General features: G+C 42.6%; 17 protein-coding genes and 1 other RNA gene. 16 read left to right on the forward strand and 2 right to left on the reverse strand.

All coding sequences use genetic code 11. The features are described from left to right. The first annotated feature begins 49 nt into the window (after positions 1-49). The 15 genes from clpP to ssrA all read left to right on the forward strand — a co-directional run bounded on the left by clpP (position 50) and on the right by ssrA (position 15,087). Entirely contained in the window at positions 50-670 is a 621-nt protein-coding gene (gene clpP / locus ACP8HG_RS20965; protein ID WP_067206000.1) for an ATP-dependent Clp endopeptidase proteolytic subunit ClpP, read from the forward strand. A gap of 177 nt (positions 671-847) precedes the next feature. After that, complete coding sequence (locus ACP8HG_RS20970; protein WP_340741512.1) at positions 848-1,426, forward strand: LemA family protein; 579 nt, start codon at positions 848-850, stop codon at positions 1,424-1,426. Next, entirely contained in the window at positions 1,423-2,223 is an 801-nt protein-coding gene (locus tag ACP8HG_RS20975; protein WP_438297864.1) for a TPM domain-containing protein, read from the forward strand. Before ACP8HG_RS20970 ends, ACP8HG_RS20975 begins: the two co-directional genes overlap by 4 nt. A gap of 102 nt (positions 2,224-2,325) precedes the next feature. Beyond that, on the forward strand, positions 2,326-2,547 hold the full coding sequence (locus ACP8HG_RS20980) for a glutaredoxin family protein (protein ID WP_438297866.1): 222 nt from the start codon (positions 2,326-2,328) through the stop codon (positions 2,545-2,547). Positions 2,548-2,683: 136 nt separating this feature from the next. Next, positions 2,684-3,718 carry a sugar-binding transcriptional regulator gene (locus tag ACP8HG_RS20985; RefSeq protein ID WP_082786484.1) on the forward strand — a complete coding sequence of 345 codons (1,035 nt, stop codon included), beginning with the start codon at positions 2,684-2,686 and terminating at the stop codon, positions 3,716-3,718. Positions 3,719-3,835: 117 nt separating this feature from the next. Then, entirely contained in the window at positions 3,836-4,843 is a 1,008-nt protein-coding gene (gene gap / locus ACP8HG_RS20990; RefSeq protein WP_438297868.1) for a type I glyceraldehyde-3-phosphate dehydrogenase, read from the forward strand. A 274-nt stretch (positions 4,844-5,117) separates the two neighbouring features. After that, positions 5,118-6,299 (forward strand): phosphoglycerate kinase, encoded by a 1,182-nt coding sequence (locus ACP8HG_RS20995; RefSeq protein WP_197485404.1) that lies wholly within the window; start codon positions 5,118-5,120, stop codon positions 6,297-6,299. Between the two features lie 15 nt (positions 6,300-6,314). Further along, entirely contained in the window at positions 6,315-7,076 is a 762-nt protein-coding gene (gene tpiA / locus ACP8HG_RS21000) for a triose-phosphate isomerase (protein ID WP_067206017.1), read from the forward strand. Next, positions 7,069-8,595, forward strand: coding sequence for a 2,3-bisphosphoglycerate-independent phosphoglycerate mutase (gpmI, locus tag ACP8HG_RS21005; protein ID WP_067206019.1), 1,527 nt, complete (start codon positions 7,069-7,071; stop codon positions 8,593-8,595). Before tpiA ends, gpmI begins: the two co-directional genes overlap by 8 nt. Before the next feature lie 15 nt (positions 8,596-8,610). After that, positions 8,611-9,906 (forward strand): phosphopyruvate hydratase, encoded by a 1,296-nt coding sequence (gene eno / locus ACP8HG_RS21010; RefSeq protein WP_067206021.1) that lies wholly within the window; start codon positions 8,611-8,613, stop codon positions 9,904-9,906. Between the two features lie 175 nt (positions 9,907-10,081). Then, positions 10,082-10,309, forward strand: coding sequence for a preprotein translocase subunit SecG (gene secG / locus ACP8HG_RS21015; protein WP_067206024.1), 228 nt, complete (start codon positions 10,082-10,084; stop codon positions 10,307-10,309). A 595-nt stretch (positions 10,310-10,904) separates the two neighbouring features. Beyond that, positions 10,905-11,651, forward strand: coding sequence for an alpha/beta hydrolase (locus ACP8HG_RS21020; RefSeq protein WP_067206026.1), 747 nt, complete (start codon positions 10,905-10,907; stop codon positions 11,649-11,651). A 47-nt stretch (positions 11,652-11,698) separates the two neighbouring features. Further along, the gene (rnr, locus tag ACP8HG_RS21025) at positions 11,699-14,026 is read left to right on the forward strand and encodes a ribonuclease R (RefSeq protein WP_257722499.1); all 2,328 of its coding nucleotides are present in this window, start codon (positions 11,699-11,701) and stop codon (positions 14,024-14,026) included. Positions 14,027-14,178: 152 nt separating this feature from the next. Then, entirely contained in the window at positions 14,179-14,646 is a 468-nt protein-coding gene (gene smpB / locus ACP8HG_RS21030; RefSeq protein ID WP_067206031.1) for an SsrA-binding protein SmpB, read from the forward strand. Between the two features lie 80 nt (positions 14,647-14,726). After that, positions 14,727-15,087: a transfer-messenger RNA gene (ssrA, locus tag ACP8HG_RS21035) on the forward strand. A 138-nt stretch (positions 15,088-15,225) separates the two neighbouring features. Here the strand turns inward: ssrA and ACP8HG_RS21040 are convergent. Continuing rightward, positions 15,226-16,395 carry a tyrosine-type recombinase/integrase gene (locus ACP8HG_RS21040; protein WP_438297873.1) on the reverse strand — a complete coding sequence of 390 codons (1,170 nt, stop codon included), beginning with the start codon at positions 16,393-16,395 and terminating at the stop codon, positions 15,226-15,228. Between the two features lie 131 nt (positions 16,396-16,526). After that, positions 16,527-16,913, reverse strand: coding sequence for a hypothetical protein (locus ACP8HG_RS21045; protein WP_438297875.1), 387 nt, complete (start codon positions 16,911-16,913; stop codon positions 16,527-16,529). Between the two features lie 455 nt (positions 16,914-17,368). Between ACP8HG_RS21045 and ACP8HG_RS21050 the strand changes: the two genes are divergently transcribed. Next, entirely contained in the window at positions 17,369-17,680 is a 312-nt protein-coding gene (locus ACP8HG_RS21050; protein ID WP_438297877.1) for a helix-turn-helix domain-containing protein, read from the forward strand. Positions 17,681-17,737 lie beyond the last annotated feature (57 nt).

Below are 17,737 nucleotides of genomic sequence, written 5' to 3' on the forward strand. Positions count from 1 at the left end.
TATGTTTCAATAGGTAGACAACACTATCCAGCTTGAAGGAGGAAATAGAATGAATCTAATACCTACAGTAATTGAACAGACTAGCCGCGGTGAGCGTGCTTACGACATCTATTCACGTCTATTGAAAGACCGTATTATCATGCTTGGAAGTGGAATCGATGACAACGTTGCGAACTCTATCGTTGCTCAACTCCTATTTTTAGAAGCAGAAGATCCGGATAAAGATATTTCCATCTACATTAATAGCCCCGGGGGAAGCGTCACTGCTGGTATGGCGATTTTTGACACAATGCAATTCATCAAACCTGACATCCAAACAATTTGTATGGGGATGGCTGCATCTATGGGATCGTTCCTACTAGCGGCGGGTACTAAAGGGAAACGTTATGCGCTTCCTAACGCAGAAGTAATGATTCACCAACCATTAGGTGGAGCACAAGGGCAAGCAACAGAAATTGAAATTGCTGCAAAACATATCCTTTTCACTCGTGAAAAACTAAACTTGATTCTTGCTGAGCGTACTGGCCAATCGGTTGAAGTAATTGCGAGAGATACGGACCGCGACAACTTCATGACAGCTGAACGTGCGAAAGAATACGGTTTAATTGACCATATTATTACACGCAGTGACATGAAAGACGGAGCTAAAACTAAACCTGAATCTAAATAAGTTCTACAAAAGGCGGCTTTCCATTATGGGAAGCCGTTTTTTTGTGGCTAAAAAAACGTTGCCGTAGAATAAATGAAACCTTTTCAATCGTCATACTGTATATACTACTGTAGTAAAAGTTTCGACACGGTGTTCGAGAGGGTAAATGAAAGTAACTAACTCGTGAGGAGTGTTAACATGAAAAAAGTTTTAGGACCAATTGCGGTAATCGTAATCATACTTGCAGTTTTGGCTATGATTCTGGTTCCAAGTTATAACAAATTCGTTAATTTAGAAGAAGATGTGGACCAGGCGTATGCACAAGTTGAAAATCAACTACAACGGAGGCTCGATCTGATACCGAACTTGGTAAGCACGGTTAAAGGTTTCGCGAGCCATGAAAAAGAGATTATCAGTGACATTGCAGATTCCCGTGCAAGACTTGCCGGAGCAAATGGGCCCGTAGAACAAGCGGATGCAAACGCTGACTTATCGGGTGCGCTTAGTCGTCTCCTTGTCGTCGTCGAGAATTATCCTGATTTAAAAGCAAATGAAAATTTCACTAAGTTGATGGATGAACTGGCCGGAACTGAAAACCGTCTGGGCGTTGCGCGTAAGGATTATAACGACGTAGTCGCCAATTACAATAGGCAAGTGAAAAGATTCCCCGGAAAAATCGTTGCATCCATTTTCGGATATGATGAAAAGGAATACTTTAAAGCCGATGCAGCTGCAAATGAAGCGCCGAATGTCGATTTTGGAGATGACAAGGAATGATTAGAAAAGCTGTCCGCATACTGGTGACGGCATGTCTGATTATTTTTACATCGTTAAACTCAGCAGTGTTTTCGGCTGATGCTGCTGTTCCGGTCGTTCAAGATACTGCGAATGTGTTGTCCACTGAACAGAAAGCGGAACTTGAGCAATATGGGATTCAATTAAATAATGCTACGACAGCGGAACTTGCGGTATTGATCCTCCCGAGCATAGGCGATAAGCCAGTTGAGGAATATGCAGTAGAGAAGCTTAGGGAATTTAAATTAGGCAATAAGGAAAAAAATAACGGAGCTTTGCTAGTTGTTACAACAGAGAAAAATTCCGATGGTAAACGACATTTCGAACTATCGGTCGGGTATGGATTAGAGGGTGCCCTTCCGGACGGAAAAGTCGGAAGTATAATGGATGAAGTAGCTGTTCCTTATTTGAATAAGCAACAGCCTGACATGGCGATCATGGAAGCATATAAATCATTCTACAATGAAATCGCAGCTGAATATGGCTGGGATGGCGCGGATGTGCCCGTCACAACTATAGATTCCGACTCAAGTGATGGGGGATTCGGTATTCCATTCCCCGTCATCCTTTTCATCATTATTTACATTGTCTTCCGTGTTATCAGTAATAGAGGAGGCCGAGGAGGCGGAGGCGGTTCGGGCGGACGGCGTAGCGGAGGGCCAATTTTCTTCCCTGGTTCTATTGGGGGCAGAAGTGGTGGCGGTAATTCCGGCGGCGGCTTTGGTGGTTTCGGTGGCGGTGGTTCCGGCGGTGGTGGCGGAGCAGGCCGAAGCTGGTAAAAAAATAACGGGTGACATGCACAGGCAATATCCTGTGCATGCCGCCCATTATTCTTTTATAATGAGGGTATTATAGAGGTAGTGAGGTGCATTAGAGTGCATGTGAAATTTTACACAAAACCAGGTTGTCACCTTTGTGATGAAGCTGAATTAATGATGAAACTTGTCCAAGAGGATTTCCCGCTGACGTGGACGAAAGTAGATATAGAAACTGATGATGAAAGTCATGAGAAATATATGTTTTTGATTCCTGTCATTGAAAAAGATGGCGATGTGATGCTTTACGGGTCAATTGGCTACGCTGATATCATTGATTTATTCTGATAATTAATGCTGTATTGTTTGTAAAGTCGAATGAAAAGAGCTATAATGAAGTTAGAAATATTTTTTTGCTTTATGTGGGACGCTATTCAGTATGTAGGGTCGTTAAATGTCCCTATGGTAAAGAGGAGGGCAGCCATTGGACGTTTTGATGGATGCACAGAGTAAACTCGTACCAGAAATGATGGAGTTAATGCAGCAAAGATATCGGATATTAAAGCTTGTAAAAATGGCTGGTCCAATTGGAAGGCGTCCACTCGGTCAGATGGCTGGTTTATCGGAGCGGGAAACGCGAACCATGATGGATACGCTAAGGGGTCAAAATCTGATTACTATTGCAAAAGACGGAGCTTCAATCACCACTGAAGGATTGACTGTCTTACTTGCTCTTGAGTCTTCAATGGAAGACTGGTCGGGACGTACGTCTATTGCAAAGAGACTAATGGAATTCCTTGGCATTCAATCAGTCAAAGTTGTTGCAGGTAACTGCGATACCGATACCGCTTCGAAAAGCTTACTTGGTATGGAGGCAGCGAAACAATTTTCTTCTAAAATTGACGAGGGCAAAGTAGTCGCCGTCACTGGAGGAAGTACAATTGCATCGATTCCACTTCATATCGAAAAGTTTAGCGGTACCAATAATCTGCTATTCATCGCTGCAAGAGGCGGTGTAGGAGATGATATTGGATTGCAAGCGAATGTCATTGCGGCCTCATTCGCCTCGGCATGTGGAGGTACGTATAGTACATTTTATTATCCAGAGTCGTTAAGCGAAGAAGCCCATGAAGCGTTCCGAAAAGAACCTTCCGTCTTGAAAATGCTTGAACTTTATGACACAACAGATTGTGTTCTGCATGGAGTAGGCGACGCGCAAACAATGGCAATTATGCGTAATTCGCCTACAGAAGAGCGAGATATGATCCAAGACAATGGAGCTAAAGGCGAAGCATTCGGTTATTATTTTGACCAGGATGGTAACGTTGTCCACAGATTACGGACAATCGGTATCCAAACTGGCCATCTCGAGAAGATTCCGCTTATCATTTCAGTCGCAGGCGGCAGCAGTAAAGCTGAAGCTATCTTGGCTTATATGGCAAGTGCGCCTAAACAAACGATTTTAGTAACTGATGAAGGTGCAGCAACTGAAATGCTGAAAATACTCGTCAATAAATAAACGCATAAATGACTAAGACGGGTATTTTCAGGGAATAGGTTTAGATGGGCTTTGTGTAAATGTAGCTATAAGAAATTTTTTAACTATAAACTAAAAAACAACATGGAGGAATATATTATGACTTTGAAACTTGCGATTAACGGATTTGGACGGATTGGACGTAAAGTATTCCGCGAAGCTTTGAAACAAGAGGAAATTGAAATTGTAGCAGTGAACGATTTGACGGATGCAGCAATGCTTGCACATCTTTTGAAGTATGACTCTGTACATGGCGTATTTGACGCGGAAGTCAGTTTTGATAATGACACGCTTATTGTCGATGGCAAAAGAGTGAAAGTATATGCAGAAAAAGATCCAGCAGCGCTACCATGGGGCAAACTTGGGGTTGACGTTGTCGTTGATTCGACAGGCGTATTTACAGACAGAGCTGGACTGAACAAACACCTTGAAGCGGGTGCGAAAAAAGTTATCTTGTCATCACCGGCAAAAGGCGATATCACGACACTTGTAATGGGTGTTAACCACGAGTCATACGATCCGGCAAATGATAACATCGTATCGAATGCATCATGTACGACAAACTGTCTTGCTCCAGTTGTAAAAGTACTTCACAACGAATTCGGTATAAAACGCGGTCTAATGACAACAATTCACTCGTACACAAATGACCAACGCATTTTGGATTTACCGCATTCGGATTACAGACGTGCTCGTGCAGCTGCAGAAAACATGATTCCAACTACGACAGGCGCAGCTTCAGCTGTAACAAAAGTTATTCCTGAATTGAAAGGTAAACTTGACGGTATGGCTGTCCGCGTTCCAACACCAAACGTTTCACTCGTTGACTTTGTCGCTGAACTTGAGAAAGATGTGACAATTGCTGATGTGAACAATGCATTGAAAAACGCGTCTGAAAATGAGCTAAAAGGTTTCTTGGCTTATAATGAACTCCCACTAGTTTCTAAAGATTATAACGGAAATACTTCATCATCTACTGTAGATGGTCTTTCAACGATGGTCCTTGAAGACAACATGGTGAAAGTAATTACTTGGTATGACAATGAATCAGCTTATTCTGCACGTTGTGTGGACTTGGCACTTTATATGTTTGGTAAAGGTCTATAATTCAGTTAAATATAGCCATAAACAATAAAACCCCTTATAATGTAGTTGGGTAAGAGGAGCGGGGGGTTACCCCGTTCCTCATTTTTTTTTAAGATAAAGTATTAGTTTTTTCTACTTGGGTCGTTGTCTAGACTCCAGGCGCCAGCCGCTCGGGTCATAAGCAATCCAGCAATGTGGCAAAGAGCGCCACGTCGCTGGATCGACTTATGCCTGTCGCGTCTAAGCAGGCGCCTTGCACTTTTCTAAATTATAAATGGAGGTGGGCGTTTTCATGGTGTCGAAAAAGACGATGAAAGATATGCAGCTTGAAGGGAAACGCGTTTTTTGCCGGGTAGATTTCAATGTACCTATGGAAGATGGGAATGTAACGGATGATACAAGGATCCGTGCAGCAATTCCGACCATCAATTATATGGTAGCTCAGGGTGCGAAAGTTATTCTCGCGAGTCATTTAGGACGTCCAAAAGGCGAAGTGAATGAAGACATGCGGCTTACTGCTGCAGGCGAAAAACTTGCGGAATTGATTGGCAAGCCGGTAACAAAGCTCGATTCATCCATTGGGAAAGAAGTGGAAGAAACCATTTCGACAATGAAAAACGGCGATATCATTCTGCTTGAAAATGTTAGGTTCCATGCTGGGGAAGAAAAGAATGATGCAGGACTAGCGAAGCAATTTGCGGAACTCGCTGATGTTTTCGTCAATGATGCATTCGGTGCTGCACACCGTGCACATGCTTCTACTGCGGGCATAGCGCAACATATTCCGGCTGTATCTGGCCTCCTTCTTGAAAAAGAATTGGATATTCTCAGTAAGGCATTATCAGAGCCTGACCGTCCGTTCACAGCAATTATTGGCGGAGCCAAAGTGAAAGACAAAATTGGCGTCATCGATCATCTATTAGACAAAGTGGATAATTTGATTATCGGCGGCGGATTATCATATACGTTTGCAAAAGCACAAGGCCATGAAATAGGAGATTCGCTCCTTGAGGAAGATAAAATCGACCTGGCGAACTCATTTATTCAAAAAGCCAAAGAAAAAGGCGTTAATTTATACTTACCAATCGACGTTGTCATAGCAGATGCGTTTTCAAAAGATGCAGAGACAAAAAACGTGAATATCGATTCCATACCAGAAGGATGGATGGGTCTGGATATTGGACCAAAAACAGCTGAACTTTACGCGGACGTTATTAAAGAGTCGAAATTGATCATTTGGAACGGGCCTATGGGTGTGTTTGAAATGGAGCCGTTCGCGGGTGGCACACAACGAGTTGCAAAAGCGATGGCTGAAACAAAAGCATATACAGTTATTGGTGGGGGCGATTCAGCCGCTGCTGTCGAAAAGTTCGGCGTAGGAGATAAAATGGATCACATTTCAACTGGTGGAGGCGCTTCTCTTGAATTCATGGAGGGAAAAGACCTACCGGGCCTCACTGCACTGAACGATAAATGATCGGGGGGAAACATTTTGCGAAAACGAATAATTGCGGGTAACTGGAAAATGTACAAGTCTCTTGAAGAAGCGAAAAGTTTCGCGATAGAAGTGCAAGAAAAAGCAGCAGCTTCAGAAAAATTGGAAGCGGTTATCTGTCCACCCGCTTTATACCTTTCAGAACTTGTACAAATTACAAAAGGTTCAGCGGTAGGTATTGGTGCACAAACGATGCATGACGTAAAAGAAGGTGCTTTCACGGGCGAAATCAGTCCAGCGATGCTGTCAGAAATCGGCGTTGGCTATGTTGTCCTGGGTCATTCTGAGCGTCGTCAATACTTCAACGAAACAGATGAATCCGTCAACAAGAAAGTCCATGCTGCATTTGACTACAAGCTTACGCCAATCGTCTGTGTGGGAGAATCACTTGAAGATCGGGAAAGTGGACAAACAGTTGAATTAGTAGCAGGACAAGTGAAAAAAGCATTCGAAGGCGTCAGCGCTGATTTAGCGGCACAAGCAGTCATAGCTTATGAGCCAATCTGGGCTATCGGTACAGGTAAAACAGCAACTGCACAAGATGCCAATGAAGTATGTGGAGCAATCCGTACGACAATCGGCGAATTATATAATGAAACAGTTGCAGACCAAATTCGTATTCAATATGGCGGTAGCGTTAAACCGGACAATATTGAAGAACTTCTCACAATGGAACATATCGATGGCGCACTTGTCGGCGGCGCAAGTTTGGATCCTGCATCATTCTTGAAATTGCTAGAGGCTGGAGCACATGAGTAAAAGTCCGGTAGCGCTTATCATTTTGGATGGCTTTGGCCTTCGTGATGACAAGCTAGGAAATGCAGTTGCACAGGCGAACAAGCCGAATTACGATCTATTATGGAACAACTTCCCGCATTCAACGCTGACAGCTTGTGGGGAGGCGGTAGGTCTTCCTGAAGGACAGATGGGTAACTCTGAAGTAGGGCATCTGAATATTGGAGCTGGTCGCGTCGTCTATCAAAGTTTGACTCGTATTAATAAGTCAATCAGGGAAGCTGACTTTTTCGATAACGAAACGCTTTTGAGAGCAGTTACACACGCGAAGGAAAACGGCTCTGCACTCCATCTGATGGGGTTACTATCCGACGGTGGTGTACATAGCCATTATGAGCATCTATTCGCGCTTCTTCGCCTAGCGAAGTTGAATGGACTTGATAAAGTATTTGTCCATGCCTTCCTGGATGGCCGTGATGTGAGCCCACAATCTTCTCTTGATTACATTGAAAAGACTGAAACATTCATGCAAGAGTTGGGTGTTGGCAAGTTTGCAAGTATTTCAGGACGGTATTATGCGATGGATCGTGATAAGCGCTGGGAGCGTTTGGAAAAGGTCTACCGTGCAATTGTTGAGGGCGCTGCTTTAACGGCAGCTACGCCGACTGCAGGCGTACTAGCGTCGTATAAGCAAGGCGTTCATGATGAATTCGTTGTACCTTTCCTTATTGAAGAACTTGGTAAACCGGTTGCGACGGTTGAAGATGGGGATGCGGTTGTATTCTTTAATTTCCGTCCGGACCGTGCCATTCAGCTTTCACGCGCCTTAACAGATTCTACTTTTGATGAATTTGAAACAGGAACGAAAAGATATAAAGATTTGAAGTTTGTGACGTTCACACATTATAGTGACGACATTGTTGCAGATGTCGCTTATAGTAGTGACAACTTGGAAAACACTCTTGGAGAAGTTATCGCCCGCAACGGTTTGACACAACTGCGCATTGCGGAAACCGAGAAATTTCCACATGTCACTTTTTTCATGAGTGGCGGACGAGAAGACAAGTTCATAGGTGAAGAACGAATCTTGATAGCTTCACCGAAAGTTGCAACGTATGACTTGCAACCGGAGATGAGTGCTTACCAAGTGACGGAATCGCTTATTGAAGGAATTGAGGCGAATCGTTTTGATGCAATTATTCTCAATTTCGCAAATCCCGACATGGTCGGGCATAGTGGAATGCTGGAACCAACCATCAAAGCGATTGAAACGGTTGATATATGCCTTGGCAAAATTATCGACGCAATCCATGCTAAAGGCGGTACGGCAATCGTAACGGCTGATCATGGAAATGCTGATGAAGTAACTACGCAAGACGGGGCTCCGATGACGGCGCACACAACGAATCCGGTTCCGGTTATCGTTACGAAGGCGGGAATTAGTTTGCGCGAAGGCGGTAAACTCGCAGACTTGGCACCAACAATGCTAAAATTGTTACAAGTAGAACAACCGGTAGAAATGACCGGCACACCATTATTTTAAAAAGGGGAGAATGACATGCCAATCATTACACTTATCCAAGCGAGAGAAGTACTTGATTCACGTGGAAATCCAACAGTAGAGGTTGAAGTATTTACGGAAAGCGGTGCATTTGGTCGGGCAATCGTTCCATCTGGCGCTTCAACAGGCGAATATGAAGCAGTAGAACTACGTGACGGTGATCCGGATCGCTACTTGGGCAAGGGTGTTCTTCAAGCGGTTGACCATGTTAATGAAGTTATTTCGGCGGAATTGGAAGATGCGTTTTCAGTTCTTGATCAAGTGACGATTGACAAAGCGTTGATTGAAATTGATGGTACTGCCAACAAAGGTAAATTGGGCGCAAATGCAATTCTTGGCGTATCGATAGCTGTCGCACATGCTGCTTCTGATTATCTTGATATTCCCCTTTATCAATATCTAGGCGGCATTAACGCAAAACAATTGCCAGTGCCAATGATGAACATTCTAAACGGTGGCGAGCATGCGGACAACAACGTGGATATTCAAGAGTTTATGGTAATGCCAGTCGGCGCTACTTCATTCCACGAAGGTCTTCGTATGGGCGCGGAAATTTTCCATACCCTTAAGACTGTTCTACAGGCAAAAGGCATGAATACATCAGTGGGTGATGAAGGCGGATTTGCTCCGAACTTATCTTCCAATGAAGAAGCTTTGTCTATTATCCTTGAAGCAATCGAAAAAGCAGGCTACAAACCAGGCGAGGAAGTTCTCCTTGCAATGGACGTTGCAGCATCTGAGTTTTTCAATAAAGAAGATGGTACGTACAATCTTGCTGGCGAAGGTATCGTAAAAACATCGGCAGAAATGGTTGATTGGTATGAAGAGCTTTGCAGTAAGTATCCAATCATCTCTATCGAAGATGGTTTGGATGAAAATGACTGGGCGGGTCATAAACTATTGACGGACCGCTTAGGCAAAAAAATTCAACTTGTCGGAGATGACTTGTTCGTGACGAACACAGAAAAACTGGCACGAGGAATTGAAGAAGGTATTGGTAACTCAATCCTTATCAAAGTGAACCAAATCGGTACATTGACGGAAACGTTTGATGCGATTGAAATGGCGAAGCGCGCTGGCTATACGGCAGTTATTTCCCACCGTTCAGGTGAATCAGAAGATACGACAATTGCTGATATCGCAGTTGCAACAAACGCTGGACAAATCAAAACGGGTGCACCATCTCGTACGGACCGCGTTGCGAAATACAACCAATTGCTTCGTATTGAAGATCAGCTAGATGATACTGCTGAATATCTTGGTGTTAAAACGTTTTATAACTTGAAAAAATAATGATTGATAAAAACCCGCTTCGGCGGGTTTTTCTTTGGTTTTTAATAGATTGAGTGGAAACTCACTGAGTGACTATGAGAACTTCTGTCTTAAAATTAGAACAATAGGTTGTAACACCAGTCTGTTTTTGGTAAAATAGAACTGTTGTGAAGTTCGAATCGGGAGGTGGAACAAAATGCATACTTTGCTGATGACACTGCTCGTAATCGTAGCACTATCATTGATCGTAGTCGTATTATTGCAATCTGGGAAAAGCGCAGGTCTATCAGGAGCCATCTCTGGCGGAGCCGAACAACTTTTCGGGAAACAAAAAGCACGGGGACTTGACCTTGTACTTCAACGGGTCACTGTTGTACTTGCCGTTTTGTTTATCGTATTGGCAATCGTCATTATGAAAGTATAATCTTAAATAGACCATTATCGCCTGACCTTCCGACTGGTCGGGCGTTTTTTATTAAAAGTAGGGAAGTATAAGTTTTCTACTGGGGTCGTTGTCTAGACTCCAGGCGCCAACTCCTCGGGACATAAGTCAGTCAGGCTATTCGGCAAAGAACGCCGCTTAGCCCGCCCGTCTTATGCCTATCGGAGCTGAACGGCGCCTTACGCTTTTCTTAGTGTCTAGACTCCAGGCGCCAGCCGCTTGGTCATAAGCAATCCAGCTATGTGGCAAAGAGCGCCACGTCGCTGGATCGACTTATGCCTGTCGCGTCTAGCGGGCGCCTTGCGCTTTTCTTAGTGTCCAGACTCCAGGCGCCTAGCCCCTCGAGTCGCTTCAGTCCTTAAGTTAAAGGCAAAGAGCGCCTTTATCTTAAGGCCCTCCAGCGCTTTTCGGGTCTACCGAGGCGCCTTGCACTTTTCTTAGTGTCTAGCTCCAGGCGCCAACTCCTCGGGACATAAGTCAGTCAGACTATTCGGCAAAGAACGCCGCTTAGCCCGCCCGTCTTATGCCTGTCGGAGCTGAACGGCGCCTTGCACTTTTCTTAGAAAGGATGATCTAAATGAGAATTGCACAACCGAAACCATTCTTTTTCGAAAGAGGGAAGCGTGCAGTTTTACTGCTACATGGATTTACAGGTACCTCAGCGGACGTACGGATGTTGGGACGGTTTCTTGAAAAGGAAGGCTACACCTCGCTTGCACCCCATTACAAAGGCCACGGTGTTCCCCCAGAAGAATTGATCCACACAGGTCCCGAAGAGTGGTGGGAAGATGTTCTTACGGGTTATAATCAATTAAAGGAAGCTGGATACGATGAGATTGCAGTTGCTGGATTGTCATTAGGAGGCGTATTTTCGCTCAAATTAGGGTATAACAAGCCAGTGAAGGGTATTGTTACAATGTGCGCGCCAATGTCGATGAGAACAACTGACATTATGTATGAAGGTGTCCTTAAATATGCACGGGAGTATAAGAAGTTTGAAGGGAAAGCCGAAGAAGACATCGAAAGAGATATAGAGGCATTACGTGCGCAAAATATGCCTTCTCTCGAAGAACTTCGTGCACTTGTCTATGATGTACGAGATCATATCGATCACATCTATGCACCGCTATTTGTTGTGCAGGCCACAAACGATGATGTTATCGATACCGATTCCGCAAACGTTATTTATGACAATACCGAATCAGACATAAAAAATATTAAATGGTATGAACAATCGGGACATGTCATTACACTCGGACCCGAAAAAGTGAAACTTCATGAAGATATTTTGAAATTCTTGGAATCATTGGACTGGAATGAGTGAAAGATAAGACCAATGACCATACTATAGACTTATAAGGAGTGATGCAATTGGATAGCTTAGAACAAGACATACAGCAAAAATTGCTGTCTCTAATGAAAGAAGAATCGTATAAGCCGCTAACCGTACAGGAAATTCAGGAAGTATTGGGATTTGAACAGGCGGCGGAGTTTAAGGAACTAGTGAAAATGCTTGTTGACCTTGAACAAAAAGGGCAAATTATTCGCTCGAAATCGAACCGTTATGGCGTGCCAGAAGGCATGAATCTCCTTCGTGGAAAATTCATCGGGCATGCAAAAGGATTTGGTTTTGTGGCACCGGATGTAGAAGGAATGGATGATGTATTCATACCACCACATGAAGTAAATGGCGCGATGAACGGAGATACTGTCCTCATACGTGTCGTTAATGCCACATCAGGCGGTAGACGTGAAGGGGCAATTACACGTGTCGTGGAACGCAAAACAACAAAGGTAGTGGGCATGTACCAGAACAATAAAGGCTTCGGTTTCGTTGTTCCTGATGATAAAAAATTACCAATGGACGTTTTCATCGGTAAAGGAGATTCACTTGATGCGGTTGACGGTCACAAAGTCGTTGTTGAAATAACAGACTGGCCTGTAGACGGGAAATCAGCAACAGGTATGGTGACACAAATCCTTGGTCACAGAAATGATCCTGGCGTGGACATCTTGTCTATTATTCATAAGCATGGAATTGAAGTTGACTTTCCGCAAGCAGTACTAGACCAGGCAAATAAAATACCTGAAGAAGTTCAAGAAGAAGATTTGTTCAAACGTCGTGATCTCCGTGAAGAACTTTCGATTACAATTGATGGCGCGGATGCCAAAGACCTTGACGATGCCATTTCAGTTGTGAAAAACGACAATGGTAGCTATATATTATCTGTTCATATTTCGGATGTCAGTTATTATGTGACGGAGAATTCTGCAATGGGTGATGACGCTTATGACCGTGGAACAAGCGTGTACTTGACGGATAGAGTTATCCCAATGTTACCGCATAGATTATCGAACGGAATCTGTTCATTGAATCCAGGTGTCGATAGGCTTACGTTATCTTGTACAATGACGATAGATCGCAACGGGAAAGTCGTCGAGCACGAAATATTTGAGAGTGTTATTCGCTCGAAAGAACGTATGACTTATAATGAAGTTTATAAAATCATCGAAGAAAAAGACGAAGAACTTTCAGAGAAATATGCACATGTTGTTCCTATGATTAACCATATGGCAGACCTCGCGGCTATTTTGAAACAGAAGCGAGAAGATCGTGGAGCCATTGATTTCAATTTCAAGGAATCGAAAATCCTTGTTGATGAAAAAGGATGGCCAACGGATGTTGTCATTATGGAGCGTACTGTATCAGAACGCCTGATAGAAGAATTCATGCTTGCTGCGAACGAAACAATCGCGGAACATTTCCACTGGCTTAAAGTACCGTTCATTTACCGAATTCACGAAGATCCGAAAGCTGAGAAATTACAACGTTTCTTCGAATTTCTAACGAACTTTGGTGTTGTTGTAAAAGGAACGGGTAATAAGGTCCATCCAAAAGCGTTGCAGGAAATCGTAGAATCAATTGAGGGACTACCTGAAGAAACAGTTATTTCGACAATGCTCCTGCGTTCAATGCAACAGGCGAAGTATTTAGATCAAAGTCTGGGTCACTTTGGTTTATCCACAGAATTCTATACTCATTTCACGGCACCAATCCGCCGCTTCCCAGATTTGATTGTCCACCGTTTGATCCGGACATATCTAATTGAAAAAGACATGTCGACACAGACACTTGCGCATTGGAGTGCGATATTAGCTGATATTGCAGAGCATACATCTGAACGGGAACGTCGTGCAGTTGAAGCAGAACGTGATACAGAGTCACTGAAAAAAGCTCAATTTATGCTCGACAAAATTGGCGAAGAATTCGAAGGCGTTATTTCATCGGTTACAAACTTTGGTTTGTTTGTCGAACTGGAAAACACAATCGAAGGACTTGTTCACGTTAGTCATATGACAGATGATTATTATCGATTTGACGACAGACAAATGATGATGATTGGTGAACGTTCTGGCAAACAATACAGACTCGGCGACGAAGTAACCGTGAAAGTGATTGCTGTGAAGCCTGAAGAATCGACAATCGATTTTGAAATCGTTGGCATGAAACAAGACTTCCGTCGTACACGTAAAGAAACTCCGAAAGTCATCCATGCAAAGAAAAAGGATGGCGACAATAAATCCGGAGATAAATCAAAAGATAAAAAGAAAACAGGCACATATAGTAAAAAGAAAAAGTTCTATGAAGGCGCAGCGAAAAAAGCGGGTACTAAACCTAAGCCTAAAAAGAAAAAGTAAAGAAGGAGCGGTCTAGGCCGCTCCGCAGTTTTGCTTCCGGCTGTATTGTCACAAACTTTGAAAGGTTGCTTACCTGCGTCCAGCAGGCACAAGCGCTATTCAAAATTTGTATGCAATTACGCCGGGGCGTAATTGATTAAGGGGTGAAAGAAATGGCGAAAGGCCAGGGGAAGGTAGTCGCCGTTAATAAAAAGGCGAATCATGATTTTGCAATCGAAGAAACAATTGAGGCAGGTATTGTTCTACAAGGTACTGAAATCAAAGCAATCCGTACTAGTAAAGTTCAACTGCGAGATGCGTTTATAAGAATCCGCAATAACGAAGCGTGGATTACCAATATGCACATTAGCCCATATGACCACGGGAATCAGTTCAATCATGATCCGGTGCGTTCTAGAAAGTTACTTCTTCATAAAAAACAGATTAGCAAATTGATTGGACAAACGAAAGAACAGGGATCTGCGATTGTACCGATTAAGATGTATTTAAAAGACGGCTTTGCAAAAGTGTTAATTGGTGTTGGGAAAGGTAAGAAAGATTACGACAAACGCCAAGATCTGAAGAAAAAAGATGCGAAACGTGAAATCGATCGTGCACTTAGAGATAGACAGAAATATTGAAGTTTTGATGGAAATGTGGTATACTAATTAATGTTCAAGTAGTTCAGAAGCCTTTAAATAGGTTCTCCTGACATCCCTTTGGGGACGTTACGGATTCGACAGGGGTCGTCTTAGCTTGAGTTGCGCGTCGGAGGGCTCGGCTCCGTCAGAAACGGCACCTTATAATAACAGGCAAAACTAACAACAACCTAGCATTCGCAGCGTAAGCTGTTGAATCTGCCTTACATTTCCATCGCCCATGTGGCATTTGTAGGGCTCAACCTTTAGTGGGATACGACGACTGTTGCCTCTTGAGGCAGTCGGAAGAGACTTCCAAGATAGCGTACATGACGCCCTGATTGCCGGCATAATGCCACGCGAATCCAAATAGACAATCTACACGCGTAGATGCTTAAGTGTTAGAGCCTCTGGACGCGGGTTCGACTCCCGCCGTCTCCATATCTAAAATCCATTGAGTTCTATATGGTGCTAAAACCCTTGTGTATCAAGGGTTTTTTCTTTTACTCATACCGCCAAACCACACCTACTTAGGACGAACCGATGTTAAATCCGTTGTTAGCATCGGGAGTAAAGCATCCCTCAAATACCCATGAAGCTGTCGAATTTATTAATGGCTTCTACTTTCGCTTTTTGGGAAACGTGCGCGTAGATATTCATGGTCGTATGGACATCGCTATGACCTAATCGATCTTGGACATCTTTTAAGCTTGCGCCCGCTTCAAATAATAAAGTGCAATGCGTATGACGCAACCCGTGAGTTGAAATCTTCTTTAGCAGATATTTGTTTTGAACATGCACAATCCATTTCCGTGTTTTCGTAGGCTGAAGAAATCCATTGTGTTCATTGCTGAATACTAGTTGTTTTGGCTGTAATGTATTGAAGCCAATCATTAAATAAACTTGTTTCTGTGTTTTCTTCCAATCTTTTAGTACAGTCATTGTTTTAGCGTCAATTGTAATTGTACGGGCTACGCCTGTTTTCGTAGATTTCACATAAAGTTGATTTTCTCTTCCGCGTGAAATAGCTTTGTTGATCCGGATTTCATTTGTACTGAAGTTGATGTCGTTCCAGGTAAGAGCCAGGGCTTCACCTTTACGCATTCCACTGTAAGAAAGCAAGCGAAAAAAAGTATAAGCTTTATAATTATTTTCTTTTTCCATGCATGATAAAAACTCTATAAGCTGTTCTCTAGAATAGAAATTCTTAAATCCATCTTCGTCTATAGTGGCCTTGTTCTTAGAAGCGGCAGGCATATCCACATATGCAAAAGGATTCGTCTGTATGAAGTTTCGCCTGATTGCAAAATCTAATACCTTCGCAGCGTATGATTTTACCATACGATAATTTTTCAATTTATTTGCCCATTCATACACATGCTTTTGACAAATATCCACATGAATTTTCTCGATTCTATAAGCGCCCATAGCAGGAAGAATGTGGTTTTTGAATATCCCAGTTGTTTTTACAAACGTACTTGCTTCTACTGTATTCTCATAGGAAACGACCCATAAATCGTATATTTCTTGATAAGTCTCCGCACGTTGCTTGCGAAACGTCCCTTTTTCGATTTCTACTCTAATTCTTGCAAGCGCAAGTTCTGCTTGTTTTATTGTTCTGAAGCCGCTTCGTGTGGTTCGTATTTCTTTTCCAGTCAATGGATCAATACCTACATAAATTTTAAAGCGGTAGCATTTCTCACCGTTTTCTAATAAATAACTTTCAATTGAAGTTGTTTTTTTCTTTGCCAATACTTACTCCCCCGTTCCTTATTTGGAGGCAAGGTTGGGGTGAATCGATTTGCCAAAGTATGATCTTGGCAATACACATATACCATACTTTGACTATTAATTACAATTCCTTTCGATGCCTCCTAGAATTTTTAATAGCTGTTTGTTTCTAGGAAGCTATTGATTTCTTTTTTAGACACACGCTTAACCCCATCGATTTCACAGACTTTCAAGCCCATAGTTCTGAACTTCATAAACGTTGTGTAAGAAACTCCAGCATAAAGGGCGCCTTCCTTCAGACTCATCCAATTTTTAGTTAACTGTGAATTCTTATGCTGCTCAATCGCCTCTTTCATACTTGTCAGCATTAATTCCTTAAGCTGTATTTCCAATCCTTGAGGCATGTCTAGTTCAATACGCATTTTCTCGATCTCCATTTTTTTCTCTATAGAATTTTCATCTTTTAGTGGGAGTTGTTGATTTTTAGAGTAGTTGTCTCGTGTTTTTGAGGAAACAAAAACAACCAATGGATATCCCATAAGAAAAATGAAAACACCAATACTAGAATGCGTCAGGAAGTTTCCCCGACGCACCCTGGTATTTTTCTTATGCGCTATCTTTGGTTGCGCGTTTATCTTTTGTGTGGTTGGAATGGCGTGTGATTACTTGGTGCCTTCCTATAGATTATATCCTAAGTCATAGAAGTGGGAATTGTCAAATGAAAATAATAATCATGCATAATTATTATTTCGTGAATGAAAAGAGAAGTGTTGCAAATCGGAATAGTTGTGTTGTATCATGAAAGCACACATAGGCAACTTTGTATGTTGCAACGATAAAAATGATTTATAAAGACACTCACAGATAAGCGCGTTGTTAGCGAAAAATTGAAGACGAATAAACCCTTCCTGAATTAGAGTAAGGGATTCGTCTGCCAATTTTAGCTAGCAGGGGGCTATTTTTTTATTCAAAATAATATACGAGGAGAATGACAATGAAAAATGTTGCAAATGAAAGAGAAGCTACATGGAAAAGTAAGGGCGCTGCATTAAGGAAACTAAGGGAAGATAAAGAAATCTCGAGAGCAGAAATTGCACGCCAAATGAACATTAGCGTTGGAAGATTAGCTAGATTAGAAGGTGGACATGGTGTTAGGGATGCCAATATATTGTCGAAGTTCTATGAGCTAATAATTAAACACCATGAATTGACGGAAAGTGTTGAGCAGAACAGCAACATCGAAAAAAGGGTACATTATCAGCAAAAAACGATAAATACCAGGTTCAACTCGCGAAACATCATCTGATATCAAAAACGAGCAAAACGTGATGGAATCAAGGTTTCTCCTTCTAACTAAAAACCC

Origin of the sequence: Sporosarcina sp. FA15 (assembly GCF_051550195.1) — a bacterium.
GTDB lineage: Bacteria > Bacillota > Bacilli > Bacillales_A > Planococcaceae > Sporosarcina > Sporosarcina psychrophila.

Excerpts from the sequence above, each read along its gene's own strand:
- clpP (WP_067206000.1), top strand. The coding sequence starts at position 50 with ATGAATCTAATACCTACAGTAATTGAACAGACTAGCCGCGGTGAGCGT.
- ACP8HG_RS20970 (WP_340741512.1), top strand. The coding sequence starts at position 848 with ATGAAAAAAGTTTTAGGACCAATTGCGGTAATCGTAATCATACTTGCA.
- ACP8HG_RS20975 (WP_438297864.1), top strand. The coding sequence starts at position 1,423 with ATGATTAGAAAAGCTGTCCGCATACTGGTGACGGCATGTCTGATTATT.
- gap (WP_438297868.1), top strand. The coding sequence starts at position 3,836 with ATGACTTTGAAACTTGCGATTAACGGATTTGGACGGATTGGACGTAAA.
- gpmI (WP_067206019.1), top strand. The coding sequence starts at position 7,069 with ATGAGTAAAAGTCCGGTAGCGCTTATCATTTTGGATGGCTTTGGCCTT.
- eno (WP_067206021.1), top strand. The coding sequence starts at position 8,611 with ATGCCAATCATTACACTTATCCAAGCGAGAGAAGTACTTGATTCACGT.
- secG (WP_067206024.1), top strand. The coding sequence starts at position 10,082 with ATGCATACTTTGCTGATGACACTGCTCGTAATCGTAGCACTATCATTG.
- ACP8HG_RS21020 (WP_067206026.1), top strand. The coding sequence starts at position 10,905 with ATGAGAATTGCACAACCGAAACCATTCTTTTTCGAAAGAGGGAAGCGT.
- smpB (WP_067206031.1), top strand. The coding sequence starts at position 14,179 with ATGGCGAAAGGCCAGGGGAAGGTAGTCGCCGTTAATAAAAAGGCGAAT.
- ACP8HG_RS21045 (WP_438297875.1), bottom strand. The coding sequence starts at position 16,913 with ATGGGATATCCATTGGTTGTTTTTGTTTCCTCAAAAACACGAGACAAC.
- ACP8HG_RS21050 (WP_438297877.1), top strand. The coding sequence starts at position 17,369 with ATGAAAAATGTTGCAAATGAAAGAGAAGCTACATGGAAAAGTAAGGGC.